The sequence below is a fragment of the Tissierella praeacuta genome, assembly GCF_040396155.1.
Lineage (GTDB): Bacteria > Bacillota > Clostridia > Tissierellales > Tissierellaceae > Tissierella > Tissierella praeacuta_A.
The window spans coordinates 1-16373 of sequence record NZ_JBEBOY010000030.1 but is presented as its reverse complement, the minus strand read 5'-3'; the positions used below and the strand labels follow the sequence as shown (position 1 = coordinate 16373).

11 protein-coding genes are annotated in these 16373 nt (G+C 31.6%); all 11 read left to right on the top strand.

Going from position 1 to position 16373, the window contains the following annotated elements; genetic code table 11:
• Nucleotides 1–88: 88 nt before the first annotated feature.
• Entirely contained in the window at nt 89–1831 is a 1743-nt protein-coding gene (locus ABWP20_RS13405) for an ABC transporter ATP-binding protein (RefSeq protein ID WP_353096427.1), read from the top strand.
• Nucleotides 1821–3650, top strand: coding sequence for an ABC transporter ATP-binding protein (locus ABWP20_RS13400; RefSeq protein WP_353096425.1), 1830 nt, complete (start codon nt 1821–1823; stop codon nt 3648–3650). The genes ABWP20_RS13405 and ABWP20_RS13400 overlap by 11 nt, the downstream gene beginning before the upstream one ends.
• A gap of 248 nt (nt 3651–3898) precedes the next feature.
• Complete coding sequence (locus ABWP20_RS13395; RefSeq protein WP_353096424.1) at nt 3899–4828, top strand: collagen-like domain-containing protein; 930 nt, start codon at nt 3899–3901, stop codon at nt 4826–4828.
• A 431-nt stretch (nt 4829–5259) separates the two neighbouring features.
• Entirely contained in the window at nt 5260–5703 is a 444-nt protein-coding gene (locus tag ABWP20_RS13390) for a MarR family winged helix-turn-helix transcriptional regulator (protein ID WP_353096422.1), read from the top strand.
• A gap of 20 nt (nt 5704–5723) precedes the next feature.
• Nucleotides 5724–7937, top strand: coding sequence for an ABC transporter ATP-binding protein (locus ABWP20_RS13385; RefSeq protein WP_353096420.1), 2214 nt, complete (start codon nt 5724–5726; stop codon nt 7935–7937).
• Complete coding sequence (locus ABWP20_RS13380) at nt 7934–9787, top strand: ABC transporter ATP-binding protein (RefSeq protein WP_353096418.1); 1854 nt, start codon at nt 7934–7936, stop codon at nt 9785–9787. Before ABWP20_RS13385 ends, ABWP20_RS13380 begins: the two co-directional genes overlap by 4 nt.
• Nucleotides 9788–10880: 1093 nt before the next feature.
• The gene (locus tag ABWP20_RS13375) at nt 10881–12668 is read left to right on the top strand and encodes an ABC transporter substrate-binding protein (protein WP_353096416.1); all 1788 of its coding nucleotides are present in this window, start codon (nt 10881–10883) and stop codon (nt 12666–12668) included.
• A 64-nt stretch (nt 12669–12732) separates the two neighbouring features.
• The gene (locus ABWP20_RS13370) at nt 12733–13740 is read left to right on the top strand and encodes an ABC transporter permease (protein ID WP_353096414.1); all 1008 of its coding nucleotides are present in this window, start codon (nt 12733–12735) and stop codon (nt 13738–13740) included.
• A gap of 3 nt (nt 13741–13743) precedes the next feature.
• Complete coding sequence (locus ABWP20_RS13365; protein WP_353096412.1) at nt 13744–14583, top strand: ABC transporter permease; 840 nt, start codon at nt 13744–13746, stop codon at nt 14581–14583.
• A gap of 5 nt (nt 14584–14588) precedes the next feature.
• A complete protein-coding gene (locus tag ABWP20_RS13360) occupies nt 14589–15410 on the top strand; it encodes an ABC transporter ATP-binding protein (RefSeq protein WP_353096410.1) in 822 nt (273 codons plus the stop codon).
• Between the two features lie 90 nt (nt 15411–15500).
• Nucleotides 15501–16334 (top strand): ABC transporter ATP-binding protein, encoded by an 834-nt coding sequence (locus ABWP20_RS13355; protein ID WP_353096408.1) that lies wholly within the window; start codon nt 15501–15503, stop codon nt 16332–16334.
• The last annotated feature ends 39 nt before the right edge of the window (nt 16335–16373 follow it).

Sequence of the window (16373 nt, the reverse complement as noted above, 5' to 3'; positions counted from 1 at the left end):
GAGAGTTATTGACTTAAGTTAGTTTTTAATTGTGTTTAGGATATCTAAATATTATAATATAATAAAGATTTATTAAGGTGGAATAGAGATGAATATAAATTATTTAAAGAAATATATAAAAAGATATAAAAAACAATTTCTAATGGCTCTTATATTTGTAATTTTTGAAACTATGGGAGATTTAATTCAGCCTACTATTATGTCAAAGATAATCGATAATGGAGTGAAAAGGGGAGATATTAACTATGTCTTTAAATTAGGAGGATTGATGTTTCTAATGACGGCATTAGGAGCTATTTCTGCAATTATTAGAAATATTATTTCTTCTAAAGTAAGTCAGAGTTTTGGAGCTGATCTTCGTGAAGATTTATATATTAAAATACAAGGATTTTCTTTTGATAATATAGATGAATTTCAGGATGCTTCTTTGATTACTAGACTTACTAATGATGTGAATCAAATACAAAATTTTTCCCATGGCATGATGAGAATATTTGTAAAGGCTCCAGTTATTGGAATAGGATCTGTAATAATGGCATTTTTATTAAATCCTCAGATGGCTCTTATATTACTAGGAGTAGTTCCAATTGTTGTTATTATTATTTCATTAAATTTGAAGATGTCTTATCCAATATTTACAAAAATCCAGATGGCTTTAGATAAAGTAAATGGAGTAATGAGAGAATATTTAGCTGGAATTAGAGTTGTAAAGGCCTTTAATAGATTTAACTATGAAAAGGTTCGTTTCAAGAAAGTAAATGATGGTTTGAAAGATATTACTCTCAAAGGTATGAGATTAGTTGCAGTATTTAATCCTCTTGTAACTTTAGTAGTTAATATAGGAATTGTCTTGGTTTTATGGTTTGGAGGGTTGAGAGTAAATAGTGGAGAAATGGAAGTTGGAAAGATAATGGCCTTTGTAAATTATATGACTCAAGTTCTATTTTCTCTTATAATGATGACGAGAATATTGAATATATTCATTAGAGCTAGGGCTTCTGCTGAAAGAATAGGAGAGGTATTTGAAGCAGAGGATACTATTATTGTTAAAGATGAGCCTATTAAATTAAATGGTATAAAGGGAAGATTAGAATTTGAAAATGTATATTTCAAATATGCCAGCACTAGTACATATGTATTAGAGAATATAAATTTTTCTATAAATCCTGGTGAGACTTTAGCTATTATTGGTTCAACCGGTTCAGGTAAATCTACTTTAATTAATCTTATACCAAGATTTTATGATGCAGTAGAGGGAAAGGTAAAAATTGATGGTATAGATGTAAAGGATATAGATATCTCAGATTTACGAGAGAAAGTCGGTATAGTTCCACAAAAGGCATTATTGTTTACAGGTACTATAAAAGATAATATTAAATGGGGATACGAAAATGCAGCAGCTCAGGATGTAGAAAAAGTTGCAAGGATAGTTTATGCTCATGATTTTATTACTTCTTTCAATGAAGGATATAATACTTATTTAGGTCAAGGGGGAGTAAATTTATCAGGGGGGCAGAAACAGAGAATATCAATAGCTAGGGCCCTCATAAAGAAACCAGCAATATTGATTTTAGATGACAGTACATCTGCAGTGGATTTAATTACTGAAAGAAATATAAGAGAAGGATTAAAGAAATATTTGAAAGAGACTACAACTATATTAGTTGCTCAGAGGATAACATCTGTTATGGATGCAGATAAAATACTTGTTATGGATAGAGGGAAGATTGTTGGTCAAGGAACACATCATAAACTTATGAAAGATTGTGAAGTATATAGAGATATTTATCACTCTCAGCTAGGAAGGGAGGGCGAAAATTTTGGATCCTAGACAGAGAAGAAAAGGCAATGCAGGGATTTCAGGACCTGCTAGAGTATCAGCAGAAAAGGCAAATGATGTAAAACATACATTAAAGAGATTATGGGATCTTTTCAAAGTAGAACAGAGGGGACTTATTATAACATTTTTGCTAATATTAGTTTCTGGACTATTAGGAATATCAGTACCTTTCTTAATAGGAAAGGCAATAGATGCCATATTTCCAGGGAAGTCCTTTGTAGAGTTTGAAAATCTAAAGTTTATTATATTCATATTATTATCCGTATATATCTTAGATAATCTGCTTACCTTTTTACAAGAATATATAGTGGCGGGAATAGCTCAAAGAGTAGTATATAGTTTAAGAGAAAAACTATTCCATAAGCTTCAATCTCTGCCTATTATGTTTTTCGATATTCATACTCATGGAGAGATTATGAGTAGACTTACTAATGATATTGATAATGTAAGTACTACAATATCTCAAGCAACTGTGCAATTTATGGTGTCTATAGTAAATATAATAGGATCCTTAGTTATGATGATTTATTTAAGTCCTCTTATGACTATGGCTAGTTTAATAACTATTCCTATGGTATATCTTTTAACTAGGGTTATAGCTAGTAAGACAAAACTATTATTTAGAGAACAGCAAGAAATATTAGGGAGATTAAATGGACATATTGAGGAATCTATATCAGGAATTCATGTAGTAAAAGCCTTTAACAATGAAACTAAAGTAATAGATGAATTTAAAGAACAAAATGATATTTTAAGAGATGTAGGAGTAAAGGCGCAAATGTGGTCAGGATATATTATGCCTCTTATGAATGTAATAAATAACTTTGGATTTGGAGTTATAGCCATATTTGGAGGTACATTAGCTGTAAAAGGAGTAATTTCTGTAGGTGTTATTGCCAGCTTTATTTCCTATTCAAAACAATTCACAAGACCATTAAACGAATTAGCAAATACATTTAATACACTACAGTCAGGAATAGCAGGGGCTGAAAGGGTTTTTGAAATATTAGATGAAGAAGAAGAGAGAAAAGATTCTCATGACGCAATAATTGTAAAAGAAATAAAAGGAGAAGTAGAATTTAAAAATGTAACCTTTGAATATAAGGAGAATGAGCCAGTTCTAAATAATATATCCTTTAAAGTAAATCCTGGAACTAATATTGCATTAGTAGGACCTACAGGAGCAGGAAAGACTACTATAGTAAATCTTTTAACTGGTTTTTATGATATAAATAAAGGTGAGATATTAATAGATGGAGTAAATATAAAAGATTATCAAAAAGATTTACTAAGGAGAATTTTCGGTATGGTATTGCAGGATACTTATCTTTTTTCTGGAACAATTAAGGAAAATATAAAATATGGCAAATTAGATGCTAAAGATGAAGAAATAGAAAAGGCAGCTATTTTAGCAAGGGCAGATGATTTTATAGATAAACTCCCAAATGGATATGAAACATATTTGAATGAAGGAGGAACTAATTTAAGTCAAGGCCAAAGACAGCTATTAGCCATATCAAGAGCAGTTTTATCTAATCCCTCCATATTGATATTAGATGAAGCAACATCTTCTGTAGATACGAGAACTGAGTTAAAAATTCAAGAGGCTATGGTAAAATTAATGGAGAATAGAACAACTTTTATTATTGCCCATAGGCTTTCTACAATTAGAGATGCTGATATAATCATGGTAATAGATCATGGAGAAATAGTTGAGAAAGGTAGTAACGAGGAATTATTACAGCAGAAAGGACACTATTATAATCTATATCGAAGTCAATTTATTAATGAGGATAAGGATATTCAATAAAATGAATTAATAAAGAAGGAAGCTTATATGTTTCCTTCTTTAAATTTTTTGTATGTTTAATTAGATATAAAAAGTATGAAATCCTGCTATTAAAGAGCAATATTGACTTATAAGTAAAATTTGTTGTCACATAAGAAAATAGTTAGATATATATTGTTATTAAGACTATAATAAATTAATTTTCTTTAGATTTTAACATCAATATATTTTTATATTATGGCAAAATAAGAGAGAGGGAGTATTGAATTATGTATTTTGAAGAAGAAACAAATTTAAATAATGGAATGTTTTATTATGAAGATATAGATAATCAATCAAACTCATATATTATACCTAAGTGTTATAATAGCTCTCAATCAATTAATTATAACACGCATAAAGGGTCTTGTATATGCTCATGTTCACAGGGCTCAATAGGTCCACAAGGGCCACAAGGGCCACAAGGCCCAGCAGGTCCGGCAGGGCCACAGGGTCCAGCAGGACCTGCAGGTTCACAGGGCCCAGCAGGTCCAATAGGTCCACAAGGTCCAGCAGGACCACAAGGACCAGTAGGGCCGACAGGTTCAGGTCTACAAGGGGCCACAGGTCCAACAGGTCCTCAAGGTCCATCAGGTTTACAAGGAGCCACAGGTCCCACAGGACTGCAGGGGCCAACAGGCCCTCAAGGCCCGACAGGCTTGCAAGGAGCTACAGGTACGCCTGGCGTAACAGGAGCTACAGGTGAAATAGGCCCAACGGGGCCAACAGGTCCCGCAGGATTATCAGGAGGAATAATGACATCTTTAGCAGATAATTCTACAGATCAAGTAATAATATTAGATGGAGATCCGATATTATTTAATTTTGATTATTATTTAAATGATGTACCCTATAATTCTGCCACAGGTGAATTTACACTTTTTCCAGATAGAACTTATTTAATAAATTGGTCTGTTGCAATTGACGGAGTAGATGGAATCCAATCTCCTTTATTTGGTCCTGAAGTAGATGGAGTACAATATGGAGCTTTTGTAAGTCCAATAGTAACTGGGATTATTTCATCTTCAGCAATAGTTGAAGTAGGTGCTGTTCCTTCTATTTTAAGAATTCTTAATTTCACTGGTGCCAGTGTTGGGCTATCATTAGCAGGACCTCAGGCAAATATTACAATTATGGCATTTGATAATCCAGTACCATAAATATTGTTTTAAATTACAAGTCTTCCTAGATAATTATCTAGGGAAGATGATAATAAAATTATTAGATATGAATTTGAAGATTATGATATAGAACTAAGGATAATACAACCTATTAAAAATGGAATAGATAAATCCCCTGATAACACAGGGGATTTTGTAATTCATAAAATTTAATTATTCTTACTTTGTTTTATTTTTATTATTTAATAAAATCCATAACTGATTAATTGAAAGTTATAAGAATATTACTAATTAACTATGTTATAAAGGATAAATTTAATCATTTTTTTTAGAATTTATATAAGCTTAATTAGTCAGCTATTAACAGTGATATATACTTATTACCAAAAAAATACATGTTGACAATTAAAATATAGAGTAGTAATATAACCAATATAGTTAGACGACTAATTAATTTTGGAGGGATTAAAATGGATGGTATAAATAAAGATTCTCTATATTATATGTTTTTTGAAATACAGAGACTTAATCATTGTCGTGCTTTATATCTTCTTGATGAAATAGGAGTATATCCGGGACAGCCACATTTATTATGTATGCTAAATATGATGGGGGGTCAAAGTCAAAAAGAATTAGCTAAGAAATTAAATGTAAAGCCTTCCACTATTACAGTAATGCTAAGAAGGATGGAAAAGTCAAATTTAGTTGAACGCAAACAAGATGATAAAGATCAAAGAATATCCAGAGTATATATTACTGAAGAAGGGAAGAAAATATGTGAGAAGTCTAAAGAAGTATTAAATACATTGGAAGAAGAATGTTTTGGAAATCTATCCCAAGAAGATAAAGAAACTTTAAAAAGATTATTTATGCAAATTAGGGATAACTTAAAACTAACAAGTGGAAAACAATAAGTACATGGTAGGAGGCAAATATGTTAAAGTTATTTAAAGAATTTAAGCCATTTACTATATCCATAATAATTATAATAGGACTATTACTATTTCAGGCCAGTATGGAGTTAGCCCTTCCAGATTATATGTCAAATATAGTAAATATAGGAATACAACAAAATGGAATAGAAGATTTAGTACCTAAGGTTATTAGGGAAGGGGAACTGGAAAAAATTAAGATATTTTTAAATGAAGATGAAAGGAATTTATTAGATAGCAGCTATAAGCTAATAAATAAAGAAGGATTAACTGAAAAGGAGTATAAAGGGCTTTTAAAGGAATATCCATCTCTGGAAAATGAGACCTTATATATCTTAGATAATTCCTCTAAGGATGAAGTTGAAAGATTAAGCTCATTTTTGAGTAAATCTATGGTTACTGTATTTATGATAGAAGAGGGAAATATTCCCTTTACCAATATTCCAGAAGGAGAAGACCCTTTTATATTGCTAGAAAATTTACCTAAGGAACAACTTGAGACTATAAAATATAATATTAATGAGCAATTTAAGGAATTGCCTGAAAATATGATTAACCAGTCTGCAATAAATTATATTAAGTCAGAGTATGAGTCAGTAGGAGTAAATATGAGAAAACTTCAATCCAACTATATTGTATATATAGGTGGAATAATGTTATCAATATCATTTTTGATTATGATAGCATCAATATCTGTTGGATTCATAGCTTCAAAAGTATCTGCTAGTTTAGGAAGGAATTTAAGGGATAAGGTATTTAAAAAGGTAACTGCTTTTTCAAACGGAGAATTCAATGATTTTTCAACAGCCTCATTGATAACTAGAAGTACAAATGATATACAGCAGGTACAACAGTTTATGGTACTTTTGCTAAGGATGGTATTTTATGCTCCTATTTTAGGAATAGGTGGGGTCATAAGAGCCCTTAGGACAAATACTTCTATGGCATGGATAGTTGCAGTAGGAGTTATGGCTATTTTAACCTTAGTCATAGTTCTTTTTTCTATAGCTATACCTAAGTTTAAAATTTTACAAAAATTAGTTGATAAAGTTAATCTTGTAATGAGAGAATCTCTTAATGGACTTATGGTAATACGAGCATTTAATACTCAAGAATTTGAAGAAAAGAAATTCGATAATGCAAACAATGATTTAACTAGAACAAATCTATTTGTATCAAGAATAATGACTGTAATGATGCCAGCTATGATGATTATCTTAAATGGAGTTACACTTTTAATAATATGGGTAGGTGCCCACGAAATAGATAGAAGTGCAATACAGGTAGGAGATATGATGGCATTTATGCAATATACTATGCAAATAATCATGTCGTTCCTTATGCTTTCAATGATTTCCATAATACTTCCAAGGGCATCTGTATCTGCCAATAGGATTTCTGAAGTATTAGATAAGGAACTTACAATTAAAGACCCTGTAAATCCTAAGGGAATTAGAAAAGATGGAGAGGGACTATTGGAGTTTCAAAATGTCAGTTTTAAATATCCAGGAGCCGAAGAATATGTTTTGAAAGACATATCTTTTACAGCAAGGCCAGGAGAAACTACGGCTTTTATAGGAAGTACAGGAAGTGGAAAATCAACTATAATTAATCTTATTCCAAGATTTTATGATGTTACTCAAGGAAAGATACTTCTTGATAATGTAGATATAAGAGATATAAAGCTTCATGATTTAAGAGAAAAAATAGGATATGTGCCTCAAAAAGGAGTCTTATTTACAGGAAGTATAGAAAGCAATTTAAGATATGGTAAAAACTCAGATATAATTCAAGAAGATATCTTAAAGGCCATAGAAATAGCTCAAGCTAAAGAATTCGTAGATGAAAAGGACAAAGGTATTTTATCTGAAATATCTCAAGGTGGAACTAATGTATCAGGAGGTCAAAAACAAAGACTTTCCATAGCTAGAGCATTAGCAAAGAAATCGAAAATATTTATATTTGATGATAGTTTCTCAGCTTTAGATTTTAAGACGGATGCTAGATTGAGAAAGGCAATAGGTGAGGAAATCAAGAATTCAACCATATTAATAGTGGCACAGAGAATAAATACCATAATGAATGCTGAAAAAATAGTGGTATTAGATGAAGGTAGAATAGTAGGCATGGGAACTCATAAAGAGCTTTTAAAAAATTGCCATGTTTATAAGCAAATAGCCCTATCTCAGTTATCAGAGGAGGAACTTGCTATATGAGTGAAAAAAATAGACAAAATCAAAGACAAGGAGGACCAATGGGTGGTCCTATGGGAGGAATGAGAGGAGGAGTTGAAAAAGCCAAAGATTTTAAAGGGACTTCTTCAAAACTTCTAGATTATTTAAAGCCCTATAGGTTTAAATTGATGATAGTTATTTTATTTGCTGCTTTAAGTACTGTTTTTTCCATAGTGGGACCCAAAATATTAGGTAAAGCTACAACTAAAATATTTGAAGGACTAGTAAGTAAAATATCAGGTGTAAAAGGCGGAGGCATAGATTTTCAATATATATTAAATATAATACTGATTTTAATAGGATTATATTTAATATCAGCATTGTTTTCCTTTATACAAGGATTTATTGTTACAGGTGTGGCACAAAGAGTGTCTTATAGTTTAAGAAAGGATATAGCGGAAAAGGTTAACAGACTTCCTCTTAAATATTTTGATTCTGTATCTCATGGAGATGTATTATCAAGAGTTACAAATGATGTAGATACAGTGAGTCAGTCATTAAACCAAAGTATGAGTCAGATAATAACATCTACTGCTACTTTAATCGGTGTTCTTATTATGATGCTGAGTATATCTTGGCAGATGACAATTGCTGCAATACTTATACTGCCTATTTCTTTGATTTTAGTTATGGCAGTGGTTAAGAGATCACAGAAATACTTTAAAGCGCAGCAAAACTCACTTGGTCAGGTTAATGGGCATATAGAGGAAGTCTATGGAGGTCATAATATAATGAAGGCCTTCAATGCAGAGGAAGAAGTAATAGGAAAATTTAGTAAGATTAATGGTGAACTTTATGACTCTGCTTGGAAGGCGCAATTTATTTCTGGCATGATGATGCCTATTATGAATTTTATAGGAAATATTGGATATGTAGCAGTTTCTGTTCTAGGCGGATGGTATACCATTAGAAAGAAAATTGAAGTAGGGGATATACTTTCTTTTATTCAATATATAAGAAACTTTACTCAGCCTATAGCTCAAGTAGCTCAAATATCCAATGTACTTCAATCTACAGTTGCCGCGGCTGAAAGAGTATTTGAATTTTTAGAAGAGGAAGAAGAAACAAAAGAAGTTGAGGTACCTGCTAAGTTAGAGGAAGTAGAGGGAAATGTAAGATTTGAAAATGTTAAGTTCGGATATAATGAGGATAAGATAATAATCAATAATTTTTCAAGTGATATAAAACCAGGGCAAAAAGTAGCCATAGTAGGTCCTACAGGAGCAGGAAAGACTACTATAGTTAAACTGTTAATGAGATTCTATGACTTAAATGAGGGGAAAATATTTATAGATGACCATGATATAAATGATTTTACAAGGAAGGATTTAAGAAATAATTTTGGTATGGTTCTACAAGATACATGGTTATTTAGTGGAACTATTATGGAAAACATAAGATATGGCAGGTTAAATGCAACAGATGAAGAGGTAATAAAAGCAGCAAAATCTGCCTATGCCCATAGATTTATACAGACATTACCAGATGGATATAATATGGTGATAAATGAGGAAGCTAACAATATATCTCAAGGACAGAAACAGCTTTTAACTATAGCGAGGGCAATCCTTTCAGATCCTAAAGTCCTTATTTTAGATGAAGCAACATCTTCTGTAGATACTAGAACTGAAGTATTGATACAAAAAGCCATGGAAAACCTTATGAAGGGAAGGACTGCTTTTATAATTGCCCATAGACTTTCAACTATTAAAGATGCAGATTTGATTTTAGTTATGAAAGATGGAGATATAATAGAGCAAGGAAGTCATGAAGAACTTCTGAAAAAGAATGGATTTTATGCTGAACTATATAATAGTCAGTTTGCAGCATAGGATTAAATAAAAATCACCTTTTAAGGATATAAATATATTATCTTAAAAGGTGATTTTTTATTATACAAGATATAGGGAATTAAAATTTATTTGATTTTATTCTCCTAATAATTAAGGTTGCTTGTTTAATTTTATTAAAAAGGTAAATTAATATTAGGTTCAAAAGAGAGAGTAATTATGAAAAGTAAGAATCTATTTTGATTTATTACTGGACTATGGTCAAACCTTGGAGTGCTTCCATTAAGGCTAGGTAATGATGAGAAAATATCATCTAGAACTCTTACACTATTTTTATTAACTTTAATGATAATAGGTGCCCCAATTGTTCTTACAAGCAATAGAGCTAAATAATAGCAAACTCAAAATAAGGCCTGTATTGAAATGGATAATTTACTTATTTTGATACAGGTCTTATTTTTAAGATTCCTGAAGATAAAATAACTTGATTTTTTATAGTTAATAATGGGAATTAAGGAATTATATAGAAAAAACCTATAAAGAAAAATTACATATAAATTAATACAATTGGATGAATATTAAAATTTTTGATAGTATGTTCAAGGATATATCAAACAAATTGTATAAGGAGGATTAAATCAGTACTGCATTAGATAGTATTCTTCTTCGATTACAATCATTTGGTGTGACAATCTCACTCTTTATTTCTTAAATCTTTACATTATCTATAGAAACATATATTTGAAATAAGAACAGCTAAGTCAACTTTTAAAAGATATTTGCGCTAGTTAAAGAATACCAAGAATATAGAACAGATTCTATAGGCTGTTATTATAAGGATATGTTCTGATAAAAAATTATAAATAAAGTTACTTTCACTAATATAAATTGTAACTATTATATTTAAAATGTTATCAATATTAGCTATTTGATTATAAAATAAACAAAACATATAACTTTTTATAAGTTATGTCTAAATAGTATTACAAGATTTGATATATCTTGATATAAATTTTAAAGGTTCAATGAGAAATAAGGGTGAAGAAGAAATATGATAAATATTGGAAAATGAAGTAAAGCTTTAGTGATTTAGAGATATTTAAGGTTAACAATTTAAATGTAAAGGAGAGATTTTATGAACATTAGAAAAAGATTATTAGTAATATTTTTGTTCACAGTATTACTTATATCCGTTGTTGGTTGTTCCAACATAAATTCTAGTAATAATGAAGAAGTAAGTAATCAGGGAGAAGAGAAGATTACCTCATTTCCAAGAAATGAAACATTGTATTTTAATGGATTTCAGTGGGGCGCACCAACAAATTTCAACCCTATTTCTCCAAATTCAATGGCATTTATTTCTAATAGCAAACCTCTTCCACAGGAAATAGTATATGAAACGCTATTCACATATAATATTCTGGATGGTAAATTATATCCATTACTTGGAAAAGAATATGCATGGGATGACAACATTTTAACTATTTTTCTGAATCAAGATGTGAAATGGAATGATGGAACAGCTTTTACGGCAGATGACCTGATTTATACAATAGAGTTGGGAAAAAGATATGATTTAAGAATCAGTGAGACCTGTAACAGCATAAAAGAAGCAAAAAAAGTTGATGATTATACAGTTCAACTTATTGTAGATGCAGAGAATGTAAATCCTAATGTAGTAGAACCTGTGCTTTGTGAACTCTATATGATGCCAAAACATGTATGGGAAAAATATGAAACAGAAGTAGATGAGAATGTGAATGCTTTAACTCAATTGGTCAATGAAAAACCTATAAGTTCTGGACCATATAAGGTATATAGCTATGATGAAAGCAAGGTTGTTTTTGTACGTGATGACAATTACTGGGGACAAGCTTCGTCTATGTTTGGAAAATTGCCATCTCCAAAATATATAGTACATAACATCTATAAGGATAATTCCAGTGGAGATACTGCTTTTAGAGCAGGTCAGGTAGATGTATCTCGACAATTTATACCAAACGTTTGGACTATGTGGGAAAGTGGTCTGCCAGTTGAAACATATATTTCACAGGCACCTTATCACTTGCCTGGCTCTATTCCTAGCTTGATTTTTAACATGACAAAGGAAGGTTTGAATGATTCTGCCGTAAGAAAAGCAATTGCAATGATTATTGATTATAAAAAAATTGCAGATACTGCAATGAGTGGATATACCGATCCTGTTGTTCCTTCTTTGTTATTGCCAATTGAATCAGAACAGTCTTTGATTGTTCAAGAGGCATTATCAGAGTACCAATGGAATCCATTAGATTTTGAGAAGGCAAATAAAATACTGGATGAAGCAGGATGGGTTAAAGGTTCAAATGGTATTCGTGAAAAAAACGGTGTGCAGCTATCTTTTAAACTTTCAAGTCCTGCTGGCTGGAGTGATTGGAATGCCACTTTAGAAATTATTGCACAAAATGGAAAACAAGTTGGTATTGATTTGAAAACGTATTCTCCTGAATACTCTGTATTTTCTAATGATAGAGCAATGGGCAATTTTGACATTTTGATGGAGAAGTATGCGGGGATTGGTGTAGCTGCACCCCTGAATAGGGCCATACAGACAATGTCTTCTGAATTTTATGCACCAATAGGAGAGGAAGCTTATTTCAACTATGGACGATACCAAAATCATGAGGCTGATAGACTATTGAGGTTATTAGAAACAGAAAGTCAACAGGAAAAAATAGTGGAATATTGGACAGAACTTAATAGGATATATTTAGAGGATTTACCTACTGTGCCACTAATGTACAGACCTTATGATTTCCACACAGTTAATACATCTGTTTGGACAGGTTTTCCTACTGAAAATGATGGTAGCAATATACCACCAGGGCTTTGTGTGGATAGTCATGGAATCCATGCACTTTACAGAATAGAACCAAAACAGTAAAAATAAAGAGTATTTATTAATTAGTAAAGTTGGTTGATATTCTCTGATTAATGGAGGAATTATTTTGAAACAATATGGAAAGTTTTTAGGAAAAAAAATGATATGGTATTTGATGACTTTTGTTATAGCCTTAATTCTGAACTTTCTGCTTCCCCGGTTGATACCGGGGAATCCATTATCTTCAATTATGTGGAAATTGTCTGAAGGGATGTCGGATGCAGATTCGATGAAAAAGATATATGAAAGTTTAAATCAGCAATTTGGTTTAGATAAGTCATTGATTGAACAGTTTATTATTTATATTAAAAATTTACTACATGGAGATATGGGGATTTCTTTTAGCGCATATCCTCGGCCAGTTTCTGATATTATATCTTCTTCCGTAGGTTGGACTCTATTTTTGCAACTTCCGGCAATCCTTGTTTCATGGCTGCTAGGCAATGTTTTAGGGGTACTTTCAGCATATAAAAAAGGAGTATTTGATAAGGTTTTGTTTCCAATTTTTATTTTTATTAACTCAATTCCAACCTTTGCTTTAGGATTAGTTATTATCTTTATTTTTGCCACTATTTTAAATTGGTTTCCAACAAGTGGAGCATATTCCTTTGATATGATCGTCCACTTTTCACCGAAATTTATTTGGTCTGTGATAGAGCATTATCAACTTCCATTTTGGTCTATTGTATTAACAATGATTGGTGGACAATCTCTAGGAATGAGAGAAATGTCTCTTTATGAATTAAATTCAGACTATGTCAAGTTTAGTCGCTTGATGGGAATAAAGGATAAAAAAATTATTAAATATGTGTTTAAAAATGCAGTGTTGCCTCAAGTTACGGGATTAGCTCTGTCACTAGGTACAATTATGAGCGGTGCTTTGATTACTGAAATTGTTTTTAACTATCCTGGTCTTGGAACTACTTTATTTACTGCTATTCGTACACAGGATTTTCCGCTTATTTCAGGCTGTACATTAATTATTACTATTATGGTGTTATTGTCGAATTTTTTAGTTGATATTTTTTATGGACTTTTAGATCCAAGGATTAAAGTAATACAGAGGGAGGAATAATCTATGAAGAAATACTTTAAAATAGCATTTACTTCCGATAAATTTAAGGCAGGTTTTGTTGTTTTTTTTGGATTCTTATTATTTTTGAGTGTTTATTCCTTTTTGCATATTGGAGAAGATCCATTGGAAATGAGTGGACAAATGTTTGAATCGCCCAGTGACGAATATATTCTTGGGACTGATAATTTTGGCAGAGATGTATTGGCAGAACTGGTAGCGGGATCTAAGAATTCCTTATATATTGGGTTTTTAGCTGGAATTATAGCAAGCTTAATAGGGATTTCAATAGGTTTGTTGGCAGGATATTTGGGAGGTATTATGGATCATATTTTGTCACTTGTTACAAATATATTTATTGTTATTCCTGCATTTGTAATTTTAGTTCTGGTTTCTGTAAGTTTAGATTCAAAGAGTTCTACGACAGTGGCCTTGATTATTGGAGCAACAAGCTGGCCTTGGACAGCACGTGCGGTCCGAGCTCAAACACTTTCTTTACGTAGCAGAGAACATGTAAATCTTTCAAAGCTTTCTGGTCACAGTACGATGAAGATTATTTTATCTGACATTATGCCTTATTTGGCTTCTTATATTGTTATGGCTTTTATTATGCAGGTTTCTGCAGCTATATTATCGGAATCATCCGTATCCATTTTGGGCTTAGGTGCTCAAAATACTGCAACTTTAGGGAATGTTTTGAATTGGGCAATTGCTTTTAATGCAGTTTCTAGCGGATACTGGTGGGCCTTTTTACCGGTGGTATTGGCTATCGCTTTGATTTCGTTTTCTTTAAACTTAATGAATGCAGGGTTAGATCAAGTGTTTAATCCTCGCCTGAGGAGATAATTAAAATGAAAAAAACAATTCTAACTGTTAAAAACTTAACTACTTATTACAATACTAAAAGAAACACCAAAAAAAACATTGTAGATGATGTATCCTTCACCTTGAAGGAAGGAGAGATTCTAGGCATTGCTGGAGAATCTGGTTGTGGAAAATCTACATTGGCACTAAGCATTATGGGATATTATACAGAATCACTTCACTATGAAAAAGGAACAGTGATTCTTGACAACGAAGATATTTCGGCCTTATATTCTACTCCATTAATGAAAGATATTCTTGGGAAAGAATTAGCATATGTACCTCAAGCAGCAATGAATACGTTAAATCCTACAAATAAAATTATTCGATTTGTAGAAGATGTTATCCAAGAACATAATAAAGAAATGACAGTAGGTGAAATAAGGGAAATTGCAGAGGATAGATTGAATCAGCTGAATTTGCCGCATAAAATTTTAGATCAATATCCAATTGAATTATCTGGTGGGATGAGACAGAGGGTTGTAATTGCAGTTGCTACTCTTCTGAATCCTAAGGTGATTATTACCGATGAGCCGACTTCTGCATTAGATATAACTACACAAAAAGCAGTTGCACAGATGTTTTTCAATTTAATGGAAAAACATTATATTCAATCTGCAATTTTTATCTCCCATGAACTTCCACTGCTGTACAATATTTCGGATACAATTGCTGTGATGTATGCTGGAAAATTCGTTGAAATGGGTTTAGCAGAAGATATAGTAAAAAAACCAAATCATAAATATACAAATACTTTAATGTCTTCTGTTATGACGTTACCAAAAGATAAGGGTGGATCTGCATCATGAGAGTTTTTTAAAATTTAAATGGTAAAAAACGGATGAGCAAGCAGAAAGAGGATCTACTTTGCTTTTATCCCTAAAAATTTGGAGGATTGTATGGAAACGAATAACGAAGATAGAATTCTGATTGCAAATAGTATAACCAAGAGTTTTGGCGGAGGCTCTAATAGAATGGTGGCGGTTAATGATGTTAGTATTGAATTAACTTGCGGAAAGACTATAGCTGTTGTAGGAGAAAGTGGAAGTGGAAAAACCACATTATCAAAGATTCTTCTAGGATTCCTAAAACCAGATAGTGGAGATATATATTTCGAAAACAATCTTTGTGATTTCTCTTCTAATAAGAATAAAAAAGCTTACTGGAGAGAAGTACAAGCGATTTTTCAAGATCCATTTTCTTCTTTTAATATGTTTAAGACAGTGGACACCTTTTTTTTAGAATGTTTTAACCCTTTAAATCAGGGAAAACTTTCTTTGAAAAACAAAGTAGGACGGATTACTGAGGCTTGCAGTTTTGTAGGGCTGAATTATGAGGAGTTGATTGGCAGATATCCTTTTGAAATGTCAGGAGGACAGCTTCAGCGTGTAATGATTGCGAGAATTTATCTGATCAAACCCAAAATATTGATAGCAGATGAACCTACTTCAATGGTAGATGCATGCTCTCGAGCAAATATTATGGAAATGCTTCTAAAGCTACAAAGAGAAACAAATATGGCAATACTGCTGATTACACATGATATTGTATTAGCATACAATATATCAGAAAGGATAAATGTAATGCAAAAAGGACACTTTGTAGAAAGTGGTAAGGCGAAAGAAATCATTTTTCGCCCCAAAGAAGAATATACAAAACAACTAATCAACGATATTCCTCAAATAAGTAATCCATGGAGTATGAAACGGAATAGTAATAAAGCAATCTGGTAATATGTCAAGAACAAATTTTTAAATAAAAGAAAAGAATAT